The organism is Nocardia sp. NPDC058497 (assembly GCF_042720195.1).
GTDB lineage: Bacteria > Actinomycetota > Actinomycetes > Mycobacteriales > Mycobacteriaceae > Nocardia.
In genome coordinates this window covers 1-19,045 of the sequence record NZ_JBHXMY010000053.1, presented here as the reverse complement: position 1 = coordinate 19,045, position 19,045 = coordinate 1, and the positions used below count along the sequence as shown (strand labels likewise).

12 protein-coding genes are annotated in these 19,045 nt (G+C 68.8%); 4 read left to right on the top strand and 8 right to left on the bottom strand.

All coding sequences use genetic code 11. From position 1 onward, the window contains the following. Positions 1 to 192 precede the first annotated feature (192 nt). Positions 193 to 1,218: a stage II sporulation protein M gene (locus tag ACFWPJ_RS06320; protein WP_378847872.1), complete on the bottom strand. Its 1,026-nt coding sequence runs from the start codon at positions 1,216 to 1,218 to the stop codon at positions 193 to 195. Positions 1,219 to 1,236: 18 nt separating this feature from the next. Between ACFWPJ_RS06320 and ACFWPJ_RS06315 the strand changes: the two genes are divergently transcribed. Then, complete coding sequence (locus ACFWPJ_RS06315; RefSeq protein ID WP_378847869.1) at positions 1,237 to 1,983, top strand: RDD family protein; 747 nt, start codon at positions 1,237 to 1,239, stop codon at positions 1,981 to 1,983. A 91-nt stretch (positions 1,984 to 2,074) separates the two neighbouring features. Here the strand turns inward: ACFWPJ_RS06315 and ACFWPJ_RS06310 are convergent, their stop codons facing one another. Together ACFWPJ_RS06310 and ACFWPJ_RS06305 are read right to left on the bottom strand one after the other, a co-directional pair. Further along, positions 2,075 to 3,370 carry a DUF58 domain-containing protein gene (locus ACFWPJ_RS06310; RefSeq protein WP_378847867.1) on the bottom strand — a complete coding sequence of 432 codons (1,296 nt, stop codon included), beginning with the start codon at positions 3,368 to 3,370 and terminating at the stop codon, positions 2,075 to 2,077. Positions 3,371 to 3,374: 4 nt separating this feature from the next. Next, on the bottom strand, positions 3,375 to 4,361 hold the full coding sequence (locus tag ACFWPJ_RS06305; protein ID WP_378847864.1) for an AAA family ATPase: 987 nt from the start codon (positions 4,359 to 4,361) through the stop codon (positions 3,375 to 3,377). 91 nt (positions 4,362 to 4,452) lie between these two features. On the opposite strand from ACFWPJ_RS06305, the gene ACFWPJ_RS06300 reads away from it, so the two are divergent. Continuing rightward, on the top strand, positions 4,453 to 5,562 hold the full coding sequence (locus tag ACFWPJ_RS06300; protein WP_378847862.1) for an RNA-guided endonuclease InsQ/TnpB family protein: 1,110 nt from the start codon (positions 4,453 to 4,455) through the stop codon (positions 5,560 to 5,562). 95 nt (positions 5,563 to 5,657) lie between these two features. Here the strand turns inward: ACFWPJ_RS06300 and ACFWPJ_RS06295 are convergent, their stop codons facing one another. The 5 genes from ACFWPJ_RS06295 to ACFWPJ_RS06275 all read right to left on the bottom strand — a co-directional run bounded on the left by ACFWPJ_RS06295 (position 5,658) and on the right by ACFWPJ_RS06275 (position 11,832). Further along, on the bottom strand, positions 5,658 to 6,785 hold the full coding sequence (locus ACFWPJ_RS06295) for a DUF4129 domain-containing protein (RefSeq protein WP_378847860.1): 1,128 nt from the start codon (positions 6,783 to 6,785) through the stop codon (positions 5,658 to 5,660). Beyond that, positions 6,782 to 7,663 carry a hypothetical protein gene (locus ACFWPJ_RS06290; RefSeq protein WP_378847858.1) on the bottom strand — a complete coding sequence of 294 codons (882 nt, stop codon included), beginning with the start codon at positions 7,661 to 7,663 and terminating at the stop codon, positions 6,782 to 6,784. The genes ACFWPJ_RS06295 and ACFWPJ_RS06290 overlap by 4 nt, the downstream gene beginning before the upstream one ends. Before the next feature lie 56 nt (positions 7,664 to 7,719). Further along, positions 7,720 to 9,333 carry an adenylate/guanylate cyclase domain-containing protein gene (locus ACFWPJ_RS06285; protein ID WP_378847856.1) on the bottom strand — a complete coding sequence of 538 codons (1,614 nt, stop codon included), beginning with the start codon at positions 9,331 to 9,333 and terminating at the stop codon, positions 7,720 to 7,722. Positions 9,334 to 9,510: 177 nt separating this feature from the next. Further along, positions 9,511 to 9,639 carry a hypothetical protein gene (locus ACFWPJ_RS06280; protein ID WP_378847855.1) on the bottom strand — a complete coding sequence of 43 codons (129 nt, stop codon included), beginning with the start codon at positions 9,637 to 9,639 and terminating at the stop codon, positions 9,511 to 9,513. 315 nt (positions 9,640 to 9,954) lie between these two features. Then, positions 9,955 to 11,832 carry a DUF4407 domain-containing protein gene (locus tag ACFWPJ_RS06275; RefSeq protein WP_378847852.1) on the bottom strand — a complete coding sequence of 626 codons (1,878 nt, stop codon included), beginning with the start codon at positions 11,830 to 11,832 and terminating at the stop codon, positions 9,955 to 9,957. A 948-nt stretch (positions 11,833 to 12,780) separates the two neighbouring features. Between ACFWPJ_RS06275 and gltB the strand changes: the two genes are divergently transcribed. Together gltB and ACFWPJ_RS06265 are read left to right on the top strand one after the other, a co-directional pair. Then, on the top strand, positions 12,781 to 17,433 hold the full coding sequence (gene gltB / locus ACFWPJ_RS06270; RefSeq protein WP_378847850.1) for a glutamate synthase large subunit: 4,653 nt from the start codon (positions 12,781 to 12,783) through the stop codon (positions 17,431 to 17,433). After that, the gene (locus ACFWPJ_RS06265; protein ID WP_378847848.1) at positions 17,426 to 18,895 is read left to right on the top strand and encodes a glutamate synthase subunit beta; all 1,470 of its coding nucleotides are present in this window, start codon (positions 17,426 to 17,428) and stop codon (positions 18,893 to 18,895) included. Before gltB ends, ACFWPJ_RS06265 begins: the two co-directional genes overlap by 8 nt. The last annotated feature ends 150 nt before the right edge of the window (positions 18,896 to 19,045 follow it).

The following is a 19,045-nucleotide window of genomic DNA, read 5'->3' as shown; positions in this document are numbered from 1 at the left end:
TTAAAAGACACTGGTTAACTGTTGCGGTAAACGGGGCCCCCCGCACGCCCCCGACTCGCGGGGGCCAGCGGAACTCAAATGGGGGAGTTCGAAACCTTCTCGTTACCTCGCGTAGCTGCCGATTGTCCGGAGCTGTCTCGGCGGGGTGTGCTCGGAGTTGCCTGCCGCGCAAATGCACGTGCATCTGCGAGTTCAGGACCGGTCCAGCGACTTTGGCGCGGAAGGCAGCCAGCGATCCGCCGGGTCGGGCAGGGCCGCGGGCGCGGCGTCCTGCTCGTCGGCCACCCGGCGGCCGAGGCCGAAAACGTAGAAGAGGAACGCGGTCTCGGCGGCGAACCCGAAGGCGATGCGCACCGGGGCAGGCAGCGGACTCGGGGTCACGAAACCTTCGATCAGGCCGCACACCAGCAGGACAACGACCAGGCCGAGCGCCACCGTCGCGGTCACCCTGCCCTGCCGGGCGACCGCCGCCGCCCTGCTGCGCCGACCCGGATCCACCAGCGTCCAGCCCAGTTTCAGTCCAACCCCGCCCGCGACGAACAGCGCCGTCAGCTCCAGCGTGCCGTGCGGCAGGATGAATCCGAAGAACGACTCCAGCCGTCCCGCGTCGGACATCAATCCACCGGTTATCCCCAGATTCAGCGCGTTCATGAACAGCGCATACACAGCCGGGAGGATCAGCACACCGGTGAACAGGGCGATCGCCGACACCCACGAGTTGTGTGTCCACACCTTCGCGGCGAAGGCGTCGTTCGGGTGCTCGGAGTAGTAGGTCTCGAACGCGCCACCCGGTCCGGTGATGATCGAGGTGTCACCCTCGGGTATCCCCAATGCTTTTCGCGCCGCCCCCGAGTTGTCCACAAGGACGGAGATCACGGCGGAGACGGCGAGGAAGATCCCGGCCACGCTCACCCACCACGGCCAGGCGCGATACACCGCCGCGGGAAAGTGCCGCGTGAAGAACCGGCCGACTTCGCGCCACGGCTGCGAGCGCGCCGCCAGCACCCGTCCCCTGGCCCTGGCCAGCAGGGCACTGAGCCCGGACACCAGCTCCGGATCGGGATGGTGGCCTTGCAGCTTCGCCAGCTGCTGGGAGGCGGCCCGGTACAGCCGGACCAGCTCGTCGGCCTCGGCCCCGGAGAGTTTGCGCTGGCGGACCAGCTGATCCAACCGATGCCACGACCGTTGATGCGCCCAGCTGTAGGCATCGGTGTCCATATCGGGAATGCTAGCCACATGGCCGAATTCACCACCGGCGAAGCGGTGGCGCTCGAACTCCCGATCGCGCGTATCCCCAGCCGTGCGGGCGCCTTTCTGCTCGACCTGCTCATCCAGCTGGGGCTGGCGGCCACCCTCGCCTACGGCGGGCTGATGCTGTTGCTCGCGGCCGACGCCGATCCGGCGTGGTGGAGCGTCATGTCCGTCGTCACCCTGGTGACCGTGCTGGTCGCGTATCCGGTGACCAGCGAGACCGTCTCACGCGGGCGCTCACTGGGGAAGCTGGCGTTCGGGCTGCGCGTCGTGCGCGCCGATGCCGGGCCGATCGATTTCCGGCACGCGCTCACCCGCGGGCTGGCGGGCGCGATTGTGGATTTCTGGATGCTCGGCGCGTTCGGCGCGGTCGCGGTGATCAGCTCGCTGTGCTCACGCGACGGCAAGCGGGTCGGTGACGTGCTCGCCGGGACCGTGGTTGTGCACACCCGGCAGAGCCTGCCGATGCCGGCACTGGCCGTCGCGCCACCGTGGCTGACCGGCTGGGCGGCACAGCTCGATCCGAGCGGGATGTCCGACGAGCTGGCCGGGGCGGTCCGTCAGTATCTGACCAGGTTGCGCACGCTGACACCGACCGCGCAGCACCACCTCGGCACCCAGCTCGTCGCGGCGGTGTGTGCCGCCGTGCAGCGCCCGGTGCCCACGGAATACCCGCCGTACCACGTCCTCGGCGCGGTTCTGGCTCGGCGACAGCAGCTTTCGCGCGGCTGAGGGCTGTGGATGAAATCGCCCTGTGCACAACATGTTGGCGAGACGGTGGATGGACTGTGAGTGGCGGTGGACAACTTCGGCTGTCCACCAATCACAGGGACCCCGACTGCTTCAGCTCCAGGTATTCGTCGGCCAGAGCCTCGGGCAGCTGGTCCGGCGCGGCGGCGACAACCTGCACCCCACGTCGACGCAGTGATTCCTGCACCAGAGCCCGCTCGGCCAGCACGGTTTCGGCCGCCGCCGCGGTGTAGACGGCGTCCGCTGTGGACCGATCACGGGCGGCCGTGGCGATCTCGGGGTCGGTGACCGAGACGATCAACACCCGGTGCCGCCGGGTGAGCGTCGGCAACGCGGGCAGCAGATGCTCGGTGACCGTCGGCCCGTCCAGGCTGGTGAACCACACGATGAGCGCACGCCTGCGCACCCGCGAGATCACGGTCCGCACCAGTCCCGTCGTGTCGGTATCCACAAGCTGTGGCGTCACGCCGGCGAGGGTGTGCATAAGTTTGAGAGGGAGCTGATGTCCGCTCGCGCCGGTCGCCTCGGCGCGCACGCGGCGGTCGTAGGCCAGCAGGTCGACGGTGTCGCCCGCGGCCGCGGCCAGCCCGCCGAGCAGCAGCGCCGCCTCGATCGAGGAATCCAGCCGGGTGCCATCGCCGACCCGTCCCGCACTGGCCCGCCCGGTGTCGAGCACCATCAGCACGTGCCGGTTGCGTTCCGGCCGCCAGGTGCGCACGAGGACGTCGGCGGCCCGGGCGGTGGCCCGCCAGTCGATGCTGCGCACATCGTCGCCCGCCACGTACTCGCGGAACGAATCGAACTCGGTGCCCTGCCCGCGGGTGTTCGCGACATTGCGGCCCTCGAGATGATGCAGCCGCTTCACCTTCGAGCGCAGCAGCCGCTCACTGCGGAACGCGGGCAGCGCGCGGACTCTGGCTGGCACGTCGACGCGGGTCTGGCGACCGGCCAGCCCCAGCGGGCCGAGCAGCCGCACCGTCACCGGGCCCGCGACCCGGTCGCCGCGATAGGTGGGGGTGAGGCGGGTGCGCAACCGGATCCGGGTGCGCGGCGCCAGCGCGAGGTGATGGGTGCGGTGATCGGGGCGCGCGCTGTCGGGCCAGGCGTCCCACAGCATGCCGCGCACCATCGCGGTGCCGGTGTTGGTCACCACGAGTTCGATCTCGGTGCTCCGGCCGAGCCGCACGACGGTCAGCGGGTCGCGGGTCAGGGTGAGCGAGTCGGCGCGCGCGGTGAGCGCGACATCGCACAGCCCGACCGCCAGCAGCGTGACGCACGCGCCGAGCACGCCGACCCACGACGGCGCGAGAAACATCACCAGCGCCGCCGCGATCGTGGCGAGCAGCGCGAACCGGCCTGTGACGACCACGCCGCTACACCGGAACCGGCACCGAGACCAGCAACGACGAGAGCACACCCTCGGTGCTCACCCCGTCCAGCTCGGCCTCCGGGCGCAACATCAGCCGGTGCCGCAGCACCGCCACCGCCACGGTCTTCACGTCGTCGGGTGTCACGTAGGCGCGCCCGTTCAGCCAGGCGAAGGCGCGCGCGGCCGCCAGCAGGGCGGTCGCGCCACGAGTCGACGCGCCGTGCGCGACGGCGGGCGAGCTGCGCGTGGCGCGGCACAGGTCGACGATGTAGGCGAGCACCTCGGGACTCACCGTCACCTGCGCGATCGCGGCGCGGGCCGCGGCGATGTGCTCGGGACCGGCCACCGGACGCAGCCCGGCGGCGCCGAGATCACGCGGATCGAAACCGTTCGCGTGCCGCTGCAGGATGCGGAACTCGTCGTCGCGCTCGGGCAGCCGGATATCGACCTTGAACAGGAACCGGTCGAGCTGGGCCTCGGGCAGCGGGTAGGTGCCCTCCTGCTCGATCGGGTTCTGCGTGGCGACGACGACGAACGGATCCGGCAGCGGCTTGGGCTGACCGTCCACCGAGACCTGGCGCTCCTCCATCGACTCCAGCAGCGAGGACTGCGTCTTCGGCGGGGTGCGGTTGATCTCGTCGGCCAGCAGCAGGTTGGTGAACACCGGGCCGTGCCGGAAGGTGAACTCGGCCGAATGCGGGTCGTAGATCTGCGAACCGGTGATATCGCCCGGCATCAGATCGGGGGTGAACTGCACCCGGGCGTGGTCGAGCGCCAGCGAGGTGGCCAGCGCGCGGACCAGCAGCGTCTTGGCCACGCCGGGCACGCCTTCCAGCAGTACATGGCCGCGGCACAGCAGCGCGAGCACCAAATACAGCACGGCCTGGTCGTTGCCGACCACGGCCTTGCCGATCTCGGTGCGCAGCGCGGCCAGCGCCGCACCAGCCTCCGCGGCGCTCGGCGATTTCTGCAGGACTGTGTTGTCGGTCATCAGTTGTTCGGCGCGGTTACCCGGCTCTTCAAGGTCGGGAGGAAGCGCCAATCCCCCTTTCTTTACATGTGCGCATAGTATTGTGTGAGGCATGGCGAAGGTGGTGAAGCGGGCGTACAAGTTCCGCTGCTACCCTTCGCCCGAGCAGGCGGTGGAGCTGTCGCGCACGTTCGGGTGCGTTCGTTTGGTGTGGAACAAGGCGCTCGATGCCAGGCAGCGGCGGTATGCCACCGAGTCGAAGTCCACGACGTATGTGCAGGCTTCTGCTGAACTGACCGGGTGGAAGAAATCCGAGGATCTCGGGTTCCTCAACGAGGTGTCGTCGGTGCCTTTGCAGCAGACGTTGCGGCATCAGCAGGCCGCGTTCGCGGCGTTCTTCGCCAAGCGTGCCCGCTACCCCCGGTTCAAGTCCCGCAAGCGCTCGCGAGCCTCGGCCGAGTACACCCGGTCCGGGTTCCGGTGGCGCGATGGGCAACTCACCCTGGCGAAGATGACCGAGCCCCTCGATATTCGCTGGTCGCGGGCGCTGCCCGAGGGTGCGGCGCCGTCGACGGTGACGGTGTCGCGCGACAGTGCAGGCCGGTGGTTCGTGTCCCTGCTCGTCGAGGAAACGATCGCCACGCTGGCTTCCACGACGAATACCGTGGGCGTGGATGTCGGCCTCAACTCGCTGGCCGCGCTGTCCACTGGGGAGAAGATCACCAATCCCCGCCATGAGCGCGCCGACCGGCGCAAACTGGCGAAGGCGCAACGCGTCTTGGCCCGCAAAGTGAAAGAGTCGAACAACCGAGAGAAGGCCAGGCGGAAGGTGGCCCGCATCCATGCGCGGATCACCGACCGGCGCACCGACTTCCTGCACAAACTGTCCACGAGGCTGATCCGCGAGAACCAAGCGGTCGCGATCGAGGATCTGGCGGTGCGCAACATGGTCGCCAACCACACGCTCGCCCGAGCGATCTCGGACGCGAGCTGGCGGCAATTGCGCACCATGCTGGAGTACAAGGCCGACTGGTACGGCCGCGAGGTGCTGGTGGTGGATCGCTGGTATCCGTCGACCCGGGTGTGTTCGCATTGCGGCGCCCTGGGAGAGAAGCTGTCGTTGGGTGTCAGGGAGTGGATGTGCCGCCGCTGCGGTGTGGTCCATGACCGGGATGTGAACGCGGCTCGCAATATCCTCGCTGCCGGGCTGGCAGAGAGGTGAAACGCTTGTGGAGTCGGTGTAAGTCCGCAGAGGAGTTCTCCTTTCTGGCAGCTGATGGTGAAGCAGGAATCCCCGCCCCTCCGGGCGGGGAGATGTCAACCGAGCTCCGTCTCGATCCATTCGAGGTGTGCGGCAACGTAATACAGGGTCGTCTCGTCCGGCACCGGGTCGAACAGGACGGTGCCGATCTGCTGGGCGGGCACGCCGAGGCGGGTGGCGGCCGTTTCGACCAGCTGGTTGTCGGTGAGTTCGCGGGCGCCTAGGCGCGGGCGGATCCGGCGCAGGGTCGCCGTGCGCAGGGTCTGCGCGACGTGGGCGACGTCGCCGGAGCGACGGTACAGGCCCGCCTGGCCCGCGAGCAGTTCGTTCGCGGCCACTTCGACCGGTCGCGGTTCGCCGACGAGCGCGCCGCGTCTGTGCCCGCGCCACCACATCAGCGCGACGAAGGCGATCAGGAATTGCAGGCCGCCGAAGGCCAGCCAGCCGGGGAGGCGGGTGAAGATCGAGTCCTTGCCTTCGCCGAAATCGGGGTCGAAGTCGTCGTCCTCGGGCTGATCGGGCAGGTCAGGCGGTGTCGGCGAGTCGGGTGCGTTGGGCGCGTTGGGCGCACCGCACGACTGCAAAGTGGCGTACAGGAGCAGGGCCAGTGCCAGTCCGGCGGCCAGCGCGGCCCAGAACCGGGGATTGCGGAGGAGTCCGGGTAGCGGCGGAAGTTGCCTGCGGCGCTTGGGTTCCCGTTCGACGATTTCGAGCTCGACCGGCTCGTCGACCGGTGGGGGCGCCGACCGCGAGTACCGGTCGGCGTATTCGAGTCGGCGGTATTCGTCCTCGGTCGCGGTTCGCCCGCCGTAGACGACCTCGTCGAAACTGCGTGCTGCCGGGTGCAATTCGGTGGATTGTTCCAGCGGCAGCGCGGTGGTCGCGTCGTCGGCGGTCTCCTGCGCGGTGCGTGATCGGCGGACCGGGAGGGTGCCGCCCTGTTCGAGGGCGCGCAGGACAGCGCGGAAGCGTTCGCGCAGTGCGCGGTCGTAGTCGCGGCGGCCCGCGGCCTGCTCCGCGGCGATGCGATGGTCTGCGGCGGCGCCGAGGCGTGGTTGCGGTGGGGCGCTGGTTTGGGGCGATTCGAGGTGTGACCGCAGCGGGTCGTTGGTGTGCGGTGCCTCGACGCGGGGCTGCGGCGGTGGACCGTCTCGCTCGGGGCGGGGGAAGTCGTTGTCGGTCAACGGGTCTCACCTGGTATCGGGATGTCTATGCCCTCGCGTGCGCACCGGCGGTCGATGTAGCAGACGGCACGGCTGGTCGCCTCGATGATCTCCCCGACCGTCACCACGAGCAGCAGGCCGCCGACCAGCAGCGTGATGAAGGCCCAGCGGTGCGTCCCCGAGAAGTCTGACAGGAAGAAGGGAATGCCGAAAGCGGGCACCGCGAGTACCGCGAAGATGATCCGCTGCGTGAGCCACAGACCCGCGATGGACCAGTCCGCGCCCTGCACCAGCTCCTTCGAGCGGCCAACGGCGACACCGAAACCCGCCTGCTCAGCGAGGACCACCGGTTCGACGACAAACCGGCGCGCCCGCACATACGACAGCCAGATCAACGCCACGGGATAGGTGACGATCAGCAGACTGCCGACCAGCAACACCCCGATTCCGGTGAGCGTGAACATGACCTGCGCGAGAACCAGCGGTCCCGCCCGTCGTCCAGCAGCCCGCAACCCGGCGCGCGCGCCGTAACGGACCCCGCCGAAGTCGGCGAGCGCGATGGCGACGATGGTGCCGCGCAGCACGAGCCGCAACAGCCACACACCGGCCGCGGTCCCCAGGATCGCGGCCCACGCGGTGCCGTCGTCGGAGCCGTCGGTCAGGTGCGAGACCAACCCGGTGACACCGAGCACCCCGAGCACCGTCACCACGAGCACGCCGCCACCGAGCGCCGCGAAGGCCCGGATATGGGCCTGGATCAGGGCGAACGGCTCGTCGAGCAATTCGCGGAAACGCAGGGGCCTGATCGGAACCGTCGGCGGAGACGGCGGCGTTGGCGCAGGCGCTCGTGCCGGATCGATTCCCGCCCCGACGGCGCCAACCGCTTCGACGGGACGCACGCCCCGAAGTCTAGCCAACGCCGTCCGAACTGCCCGGTTGATCTTCGCGGTAGCGGCTAGCGGGCGTCAGCCGAGCCGAGCTGCCCAGCGGACGGCTTGTCGACCTGCGGAGACAGCCGCGGCAGGGCCAGCTGGGTTGGCTTCAATCTGCCGCGGAGGGTGACTGTCTCGCCGAGGTTCCAGTGCGCGGACTCGGTGTCGGCTGCGGCGGCCAGGGTGGTCGCCGAGCTGAGGAGGCGTTCGTCGTAGTTCTTCGACAGCTCGCACAGGCGGGCCGCCTCGTTGACCGCGTCGCCGATGACGGTGAACTCGTAGCGGTTGTGGGTGCCGACATTGCCTGCGACGACCCGGCCGGCGGCGACGCCGATTCCGGCGTTCAGGTCGGAGGCTTCGCGGAGTCTGCGCTGGATGGCGCGGCCGCACGAGAGGGCCGAGCCTGCCAGGTCTTTCAGTGGGGCCGGGGTGCCGAAGACGGCGAGGGCGGCGTCGCCTTCGAACTTGTTGAGCAGGCCGCCGTGGCGTTCCACCTCGTCGACGACGATGTCGAAGAACCGGTTCAGGATGCCGACGATCTCGGGGGCGGGCAGGGTGGCGGCCATGGTCGTCGAGCCGATGATGTCGATGAACAGGGCGGCGGCCTCGGTTTCGGTGCCGCCGAGCACCGGCTGGGAGGCGATCGCCGCCATCGCGACATCGTGGCCGACGTGCTTGCCGAACAGGTCCTCGATCATGGCGCGTTCGCGCAGGCCGTGCACCATCCGGTTGAAGCCGCTCTGCAGGTCGCCGAGTTCGGTGCCGTCGTAGAGGGTGACCTCGGCGTCGAGATCGCCGTCCTCCACGCGGCGCAGCGCCTGGCGCACGCCCTTGATCGGGGCGACCGTCGCCGCGACCACCTGGGCCATCAACAGCATCCCGAACAGCAGGGCCGAGCCGCCGAGGCTGAGCATGCACACCGCCAGCCTGGCCTTGCTCACCGCGGGATCGGCCAGCGCCCACACCGCGACGCCCATCGACAGCGCCACCGGCACCCCGACCCCGACCACCCACGACAGCATGGTCCGGCCGAACACGCCGATGCCACGGCGCCGGGACGGGTCGGCCTGTAGCACCCGCGCCGTCACCGGCCGAAGGGCGAACTCCACGATCAGATAGCTGTTCGCGCACACCACGATCGCCGCCGAGCCGATGGACAGCATGATCTTGGGGATCAGCGCTGGATCGGCCACCCCGTAGGCGATGGTCAGCGTGACCAGCGCCAGCGACCACAGCACCGCCTGCTGCAGCACCAGTCCGCGCGGCGCCGACACCGAGACACGCTGTTCGGCGGGGGTCGGCACATGGTCGGGGTCGGTAGCCCAGCGCAGGGAGCGCAGACCGGACACCGTGCCCCAGACGATGCCGATCACCAACGCCACGGCCGCGCACAGCGGCGTGAGGATGGCGTTGAGCGGCAGGAGTTCTCTGGTGAAGACGGCCGGGCCGGGTAGCACGAACCCGACGAGCACCACGATCATCGTGGCGCCGGTCAGGTTGGCGACGAGCAACGGCAGGGTGAGCAGCAGCTGCACGCGGACCCGCCGGATGGACGACTTCTCCTCGACCGGTCCGAGCAGCGGCGAGCCCCACGGCGCGGAGCTCGCCGCGCCTTTCGGTCCGTCGCTGTGGATCACCCTCGCACTGTAAACCGAGTATCGCGTTGTGCCGCAATGTGTATCCCAGGTCACTGTTGCAAAGGCCTCGCTATATGACCAGTCGGTATAGCGTTTTCCGGCGCTGGCGGCCGAGGTGTGCGTGCGGGTCGGCACAATGTGGTTTCGGAGTACACATGTCCACTGAAAATGTTGTGCTCAACGCTCGAGCAGCCGGTCGACGACGGCGCGATAACGCTCGGGGTCGACCTGCGGCAGGCCGAGCAGGGCGCGCAGGTAGAACTCCTGTTCGCGGCGTTCAGCGCGGTGCGCACCAAGTCCACGCACGCGTGACGACGATGCGGGGCCCGAGCGAATCGGCCCCGCATCGCCAGGTCAGCGGGCCAGGGCCTGCCTCGAAGTAGTTGACCGACCTACGCGCTCGTCGCCTAACGGGTCGAGTCACCACCCACCATCCCGTCGCCCACCGCGCTGGACGCTCACTATCCCGCCGATCGGTCAAAATCGGGACCATCAAAGCGGTTGGTGAATGCGCACCGCACCGCATCGCAGCGCAGTCGGCAAAAACAGGCCCTAGCGGCAGCTCGCGCGGCCCGCAGTGCTGGCGGTCAGCGAGGCGCCTGCGGTGGTCGCGTCGTCTGGTCAGCGGGCCGGCGGCAGCTCGCGGGGGCTGCGGCGCCCGGGGAGTTGGGTCGCGTCGCCGCCGGGGAGCTCGCCGTAGCCGTCCGCTTCGGGCAGGCCGTTGCCCTGGCCCGCGGGCAGCGCGGTGTAGTTCGGCGCGGCCTGGTACTGGCGCGGGTCCGGGTGGTAGCGGGTCGACGGGGCGTCGACGACGGTCGAGGCGATCTGCTGGGCGTACGGGTTCTGCTGGGCGTATGGGTACTGCGCCTGCGGGTACTGCGGCGCCTGCTGCTGGTAGCCGCCGGCGGGCAGGTAGCCCTGCACCGGCTGACCACCCTGCAGCTGGTAGCCCGCTGGCACCATCTGCTGCGGCTGGGCCTGCGAATCCTGGGTGTCGACGGTGACCTTGCGGGTGCGGCGCAGGGTGAAGGTGACCTCCTCGACCTCCTCGAACGCCTGCTTCGCGGTGCGCAGCGGGTGGGTCGCCGAGTCGATCGCGTTGGCGACGAAGGACGGCACCAGCGGGCGGATCCAGCGGGCGGCGGTGTCGGTGAACGGCACCGTGCCGATGATCGGCAGCTCGAGCCCGCCGCCACCGGTGGGGGCCTGCGCGGGCGCGGCGGCGGGCGCGCTCACCGGCTGCTGTACGGGCACCAGGGCGCCCGCCTGCGGCGCGGCGGCGGGCAGCGCGTTCGGGAAGTACCCGGCGGGCAGCTGCGGTGTCACGTTCGGCTCCAGAGCCACGGAGTCGTCCTTTCGATGCGGCTCGGTGAACCCGAGCTCGAAACCGCCGATCGCGGCGATGATCCTGGTGCGCTGACGTTCTCGGTCGATGACGGTATCGGCCTCGATCGCCAGCCGTGCTGCGGTGAGTTCGTGGTCGGCGCGCAGGGCGGCCGCCTCGGTGCGCACCTCGGCCCGCTTCACCGCGATGGCGGCGTCGGCCTCGCGCTGGGCCCGGTCGGCGATCTCCGCGGCGTCGACAGTGCGGTCGAGCGAGGTCTCGCCGCGCCACCAGCGCAGCAGCAGCGGCAGCAGGGCCAGCAATACCCCGGCGAGGAGGATGAGCAGCCGCAGCGCGGCGGCCCCGGCATGGGCGGAGGTGTAGCCGTTCATGGCCAGCCAGCGGGCGCCGAGCCCACGGTCGGCCTCGGCGATCGCGGTCGCGCGGGCGGTGGCGAGCTCGGCCGTCTCGGTGCGAACCTGCTGGTCGAGCTGCTCGGTGCGGGCCTGCTCGGCGGCGAGCTGCTTGCGCGCGTCGTCGAGCATGTCGTTGGCGGTCTGGGTCTCCGGACCGCGGCCCGGCACGCCGGTGATCCGCGTCTGCGGGCACTCGGGCGTCGGGTTGTACTCACAGCGGGCGATCACCAGCGCGCGGTCGATATCGGCCTGCGCCTTGGCGATGGTCACGTCGAGGGCAGCGCGGTCGGCGGCCGCCCGGTCGAATTCGGTGCGCGCGGCGACGACGCCCGGCGCGTTCTCGGCGCTCGCCCGCGCCCGCACGTCCAGTTCCCGGTCGACGGTGCCGCCGAGCAGCACGGTCGAGGCCAGCTCGGCGACAAGGACGCCCGCCAGTACACCGACGCCGATCCTGGCCGCGAGACCGACCCGATCGGCACTCGCGCCGGGCCGGGTGGTGGCCAGCGCGCGACCGAGCGCACCGGCGGCCACCCCGGCGACGAGCGCGAGCGCGACGACGGCGAAGACACCGATTCCATCGGCGGCGGCGAGGGCGGCGGCGGTGACGATCCCGGCGATCGCGGCGAACAGCGCGACGGCGGCGCCGGTGACGACATAGCCGCCCTGTTCATGGTCGAAGGCCAGGTCGGCGCCGGTTTCGGGATCCTTGTGCCTGGGCGAGGCGAGGCCTCCGCCGAGCCAGGTGAGTGTGCGGGTCATCTGTTCTCCCCGGTTCTTGCGCTCCACTGGGCATGGCGAAACTGTCATGGATTCGTTGTGCCAGCGTGACAGGCGCGGAGCCGACACACCGAGCTTCGCGACCCTTCGTGTGGTCAGCCTCACAGTCGAGCGAACCGGGCATCGGCGCGACGCGGCCGTGTGGGCGGGCACCGCCACCCACCTCGGCGTGTCGTCCCCGGCGATCCGTACCTACCGGTCGGTGGAGGCCATTGTGTGGCGAACGACACTGTTCCACAATTTGCCGGAAATGTGCTGTGCCGCACAATCTTCCTACAGACCGTACGGTCGGATGGCTACCAAGGCACGTCGGAGCCGCTGTCAGAAATATCTCACCGTTTCCACCTCGGTTAGCGGAGCGGGCAGGTTTGACCTGCGCATTGTCTGGGAATTCTGCTGCGGTGCAGGTGAGTTCAGCTTTCGGCGCCGAGCCGGTGGCTGATTCCAGCTTGCTCGTTCACAGTGTTCGCGCAGGTCGGCGCGGGTTGTTCGGGATCGATCCCGTGCCAGCTCTGCTTTACACTGGACGACGCGCGCGACGAAGCATGCCGCCGTTACAAACCCCAGCTAGACAGGTTTCTTAGCCCGACCTTAGTTGGTTGGGTCTGCGGTCTGACTTATCGTTTGCTCTTACGCCGAACGCACCCCTGTTCGGCACAACCACCTGTTTCGGGGTCCGGTGAAACCGGACCAAGACTAGCGGGTGAACCCCCGCGCGGAGGGATGGGATGCGTAAGCGTTCCGTTACCTCTGAGCACCCACTACGTCAACGAAGCGGGTGGACAACTGGAGACGTGACTGCACGCCGCAAACCATCACCGTCGCTGGTTTCGGATCGTACGGACGCAGTCTTGACGGAGGCGAAACGACGAAGGGCCCAACTAACGGGCGGCCGATTCATCGACAGCCGACTTTCTTGAAGGCAGAGGCATGACGCAACTTCCTGGCCACAGGTCACCCGGTGCCACCGGGCTCTACGATCCGGCATTCGAGCACGACGCCTGCGGCGTCGCATTCGTCGCCGACATGCACGGACGACGCAGTCGAGACATCGTCGACAAGGCCATCACGGCCCTCCTGAACCTGGAGCACCGCGGTGCCGCGGGCGCCGAGCCGAACTCCGGCGACGGTGCGGGCATCCTGATCCAGCTTCCGGACAAGTTCTTCCGCGCTGTCGTGGACTTCGAGTTGCCGCCGGTCGGCTCCTACGCGTCCGGTATCGCCTTCCTGCCGCAGGCCCGTCGTGAGGCCGCACGCGCCGCCTACGGCGTGGACAAGATCGTCAGCGAAGAGGGCCTGGCCGTGCTGGGCTGGCGCGAGGTGCCGATCGACGAGTCGTCGCTGGGCGCGCTGGCCCGTGACGCCATGCCGACCTTCCGGCAGATCTTCATCGGCTCGCCCAAGAACTCCGCCGAGCAGCTGTCGGGCATGGAGCTGGAGCGTCGCGCCTACGTCATCCGCAAGCGGATCGAGCACGAGCTCGGCAAGGCGGGCCCCGGCGAGGGCACCGTCGGCAAGGAATCGGTGTACTTCCCGAGCCTGTCCGGCGAGACCTTCATCTACAAGGGCATGTTCACCACGCCGCAGCTGCGCGCGTTCTACCTGGACCTGCAGGACGAGCGCGTCGAGTCGGCCATCGGCATCGTGCACTCGCGCTTCTCCACCAACACCTTCCCCTCGTGGCCGCTGGCGCACCCGTTCCGCCGGGTCGCCCACAACGGTGAGATCAACACCGTCACCGGTAACGAGAACTGGATGCGCGCGCGTGAGGCGCTGCTGCGTTCGGACGTGTTCGGCAAGGACGAGGCGGGCAAGAACCGTCTGCAGAAGATCTTCCCCGTCTGCACGCCGGGTGCGAGTGACACCGCGCGCTTCGACGAGGTGCTCGAGCTCCTGCACCTCGGTGGCCGCGACCTGCACCACGCGATCATGATGATGATTCCCGAGGCCTGGGAACGTAACGAGAACATGGACCCGCAGCTGCGGGCGTTCTACGAGTACCACTCGATGCTGATGGAGCCGTGGGACGGCCCCGCCGCCGTCTGCTTCTCCGACGGCAAGAAGATCGGTGCCGTGCTCGACCGCAACGGCCTGCGCCCCGGTCGCATCTGGGTGACCGAGGACGGCCTCGTCGTGCTCGCCTCCGAGGTCGGCGTCCTCGATATCGACCCGTCCACCGTCGTCCAGAAGATCCGCCTGCAGCCGGGCAAGATGTTCCTGGTCGACACCGAGGCCGGCCGCATCGTCACCGATGCCGAGATCAAGTCCGAGCTGGCCGCGGCGCAGCCGTACCAGGAGTGGCTCGACGCCGGCGTCAGCCGCCTGGCCGACCTGCCCGACCGCCCGCACGTGCACATGTCGCACGACCGCGTGCTGATCCGTCAGCAGATCTTCGGATACACCACCGAGGACCTGAACCTGCTGATCACGCCGATGGCCAAGACCGGCGGTGAGGCACTGGGCTCGATGGGTACCGACACCCCGATCGCGGTGCTGTCGAACCGGTCGCGCCTGCTGTTCGACTACTTCTCCCAGCTGTTCGCGCAGGTCACCAACCCGCCGCTGGACGCCATCCGGGAGAAGGTCGTCACCAGCCTCAAGCGCAACATCGGCCCCGAGGCCGACCTGCTGCACCCCGGCCCCGAGTCGTGCAAGCAGATCGCGCTCGAGCAGCCGATCCTCGACAACGACGAGCTGGCCAAGCTCGTCCACATCAACGACGACGGCAGCCACCCCGAGCTGCGCTCGGTGGTCGTGCGCGGTCTGTACCCGGTCGCCGAGGGCGGCGAGGGCATCCGCAAGGCGCTCGCGGCCATCAACACCCAGGTGTCGGCGGCCATCGACGGCGGCGCGCGCATCATCGTGCTGTCCGACCGCGAGTCCAACGAGAAGCTGGCGCCGATCCCGTCGCTGCTGCTCACCTCCTCGGTGCACCACCACCTGGTGCGCGAGCGCACCCGCACCATGGTCGGCCTGGTCGTCGAGGCCGGTGACGCCCGCGAGGTGCACCACATGGCGATGCTGGTCGGCTTCGGTGCCGCCGCGATCAACCCGTACATGGCCTTCGAGTCGATCGAGGACATGCTCGAGCGCGGTTCGCTGCAGATCCCCGGTTCCACCGGTGACCTGGCCGCCGACTACCGCAAGGCCGTCGCGAACTACTGCACGGCGGCCAGCAACGGCGTGCTCAAGGTGATGTCGAAGATGGGCATCTCCACCCTCGCCTCCTACAACGGCGCCCAGCTGTACCAGGTCATCGGCCTGGCGCAGGACCTGGTCGACGAGTACTTCACCGGTCTGCGTTCGCACCTGGACGGCATCGGTCTCGACGAGATCGCCGACGAGGTCGCCACCCGCCACCGCGTCGCGTTCCTGGAGAACCGCAACGAGCGCGCGCACCGCGAGCTCGAGGTCGGCGGCGAGTACCAGTGGCGTCGCGAGGGCGAGTACCACCTGTTCAACCCGGACACGGTGTTCAAGCTGCAGCACGCGACCCGCTCGGGTCAGTACTCGATCTTCAAGGAGTACACCAAGCTGGTCGACGACCAGTCCGAGCGACTGGCCGCGCTGCGTGGCCTGTTCAAGTTCAAGACCGGTCAGCGCGCGCCGATCTCCATCGACGAGGTCGAGCCGGCGAGCGAGATCGTCAAGCGCTTCTCCACCGGCGCGATGAGCTACGGCTCCATCTCGGCCGAGGCGCACGAGACCCTCGCGATCGCGATGAACCGCCTCGGCGCCCGCTCGAACTCCGGTGAGGGCGGCGAGAGCCCGGCCCGCTTCGAGGTCGAGGAGAACGGCGACTGGCGCCGGTCGGCGATCAAGCAGGTCGCCTCGGGTCGCTTCGGTGTCACCGCGCACTACCTGACCAACGCCACCGACATCCAGATCAAGATGGCCCAGGGCGCCAAGCCGGGCGAGGGCGGCCAGCTGCCCGCGCACAAGGTGTACCCGTGGGTCGCCGAGGTGCGGCACTCGACGCCGGGCGTCGGCCTGATCTCCCCGCCGCCGCACCACGACATCTACTCGATCGAGGACCTGGCGCAGCTGATCCACGATCTGAAGAACGCGAACCCGCAGGCGCGGATTCACGTGAAACTTGTCGCGGAGCCGGGTGTCGGCACCGTCGCCACCGGTGTGTCCAAGGCGCACGCCGACGTCGTGCTCATCTCGGGCCACGACGGCGGCACCGGCGCCTCGCCGCTGACCTCGCTCAAGCACGCGGGTGGCCCCTGGGAACTCGGCCTGGCCGAGACCCAGCAGACCCTGCTGCTCAACGGCCTGCGCGACCGCATCGTCGTCCAGGTCGACGGTCAGATGAAGACCGGCCGCGACGTCATGATCGCCGCGCTGCTCGGCGCCGAGGAGTTCGGTTTCGCGACCGCTCCGCTGGTCGTCTCGGGCTGCATCATGATGCGCGTGTGCCACCTCGACACCTGCCCGGTGGGTATCGCGACCCAGAACCCGGTGCTGCGTGAGCGCTTCACCGGCAAGCCGGAGTTCGTCGAGAACTTCATGCTGTTCGTCGCCGAGGAGGTGCGTGAGCTGCTCGCCGAGCTGGGCTTCCGCTCGCTCGACGAGGCCGTCGGCCGGGTCGACCTGCTCGACACCGCCGCCGCCAAGGCGCACTTCAAGGCCGCCAAGCTGGATCTGTCGCCGATCCTGGACATGCCGGAGACGGCGTTCATGAACCAGGACACCCGCTGCACCGGCACCCAGGACCACGGTCTGGACAAGGCGCTGGACAACGAGCTGATCGCGCAGAGCGCCGACGCGCTCGAGCGTGGCCAGGCGGTCAAGATCGAAACCAAGATCACCAACGTGAACCGCACGGTTGGCACCATGCTCGGCCACGAGGTGACCAAGCTCTACGGTGGCGCGGGCCTGCCCGACAACACCATCGACATCACCTTCAACGGTTCGGCGGGCAACAGCTTCGGCGCGTTCGTCCCGGCCGGTATCACGCTGCGCGTGCAGGGTGACGCCAACGACTATGTCGGCAAGGGTCTCTCGGGTGGCCACATCGTGGTCCGCCCCGCGCTCACCGCGCCGGAGAGCTTCGTCGCCGAGGACAACATCATCGCGGGCAACGTGATCATGTTCGGCGCCACCAGCGGCCGCATTCTGATCAACGGTGTCGCCGGCGAGCGGTTCGCCGTGCGTAACTCCGGTGCCACCGCGGTCGTCGAGGGTGTGGGCGACCACGCGCTCGAGTACATGACCGGTGGCCGCGTGGTCATCCTCGGTGGCACCGGCCGCAACCTCGGCGCCGGTATGTCCGGTGGTGTCGCCTTCGTCTACGACCCGGAAGGCACGCTCGGAGCGCGTGTCAGCCCGGATCAGGCCGAGGCGATCGAGCAGCTCTCCGGTGACGACTTCACCTGGCTGCGCGACATCATCACCGTGCACCGCGACGAAACGGGTTCGGCTGTCGCCGAACGCATCCTGAGCGATTGGTCCCAGCAGGTGAACCACTTCGTGAAGGTCATGCCCCGCGAATACAAGAAGGTTTTGCTCGCCATCTCCGAAGCTGAGAAGAGCGGCAAGGACGTGGACGAAGCGATCATGGAGGCGGCTCGTGGCTGACCCACAAGGTTTTTTGAAGCACACCTCGCGGGAACTCCCGACCCGTCGTCCGGTCGAGCTGCGACTGCTCGACTGGAAAGAGGTCTACGAGGACAAGTTCTCGCACGACACCCTGCAGAAGCAGGCCAGCCGCTGCATGGACTGCGGTATCCCCTTCTGCCACAACGGCTGTCCGCTGGGGAACCTGATTCCCGAGTGGAACGACCTGGTGTACAAGGGTTCGTGGCGCGAGGGCATCGACCGCCTGCACGCCACCAACAACTTCCCGGAGTTCACCGGCCGCCTGTGCCCGGCTCCGTGTGAGGCGTCGTGCGTGCTCGGCATCAACCAGCAGCCGGTCACCATCAAGCAGGTCGAGGTCGAGCTCATCGAGAACGCCTTCGACGAGGGCTGGGTCACCCCGGTGTACCCGACCCGCCTGACCGGCAAGAAGATCGCCGTCGTCGGCTCGGGCCCGGCCGGTCTGGCCGCCGCCCAGCAGCTCACTCGCGCCGGTCACACCGTGACCGTGTTCGAGCGGGACGACCGCATCGGTGGTCTGATGCGCTACGGCATCCCGGAATTCAAGATGGAGAAGTCGGTCATCGACCGTCGCCTCGCGCAGATGGAGGCCGAAGGCACCATCTTCAAGGCGGGCGTCAACGTCGGTGTCGACATCACCGCCGAGCAGCTGCGTGAGCGTTTCGACGCGATCGTGCTCGCCGGTGGCGCCACCATCGCCCGCGACCTGCCGATCCCCGGCCGCGAGCTCGACGGCATCCACCAGGCGATGGAGTTCCTGCCGCTGGCCAACCGCGTGCAGCTCGGCGACGACATCACCGACGAGAACGGCCTGCCGCCCATCCACGCGAAAGGCAAGAAGGTCGTCATCATCGGTGGTGGCGACACCGGCGCCGACTGCCTGGGCACCTCGCACCGCCACGGTGCCGAGTCGATCCATCAGTTCGAGATCATGCCCCGTCCGCCGGAGGAGCGCGCCGGCTCCACCCCGTGGCCGACCTACCCCCTCATGTACCGGGTCTCCTCGGCGCACGAGGAGGGCGGCGAGCGCGTGTTCTCCGTGAACACCGAGCGTTTCGTCGGCAAGGACGGCAAGGTCACCGGTCTCGAGGCCCACGAGGTCAAGATGTCCAACGGCCGTTTCGAGAAGGTCGAAGGCACCGACTTCACCCTCGAAGCCGACCTGGTCCTGCTGGCCATGGGCTTCGTCGGCCCGCAGAAGCCGGGCCTGCTGACCGACCTCGGCGTCGGCTACGACGGCCGCGGCAATGTCCAGCGCGACAAGAACTGGGCCACCAACATCCCCGGCGTCTTCGTCGCCGGCGACATGGGCCGTGGCCAGTCGCTGATCGTGTGGGCCATCGCCGAAGGCCGCGCCGCGGCCTCGGCGCTCGACAAGTTCCTGGAAGGCGAGACCGCGCTCCCCGCGCCGATCCCGCCGACGGCTGTCGCCCAGCGCTGACATCTGAATACCCAAGGCGCCCGCGGACGTGTCGAGTCCGCGGGGGCGGCGCGTTCGTACCCGGCGGGTATCACCTGTACGGGGCGGAATCGCCGCCCAACACCTACAGGGTCTTATGTGGGGGTGGTGGTTGTTGCGTAAATTTTGTTT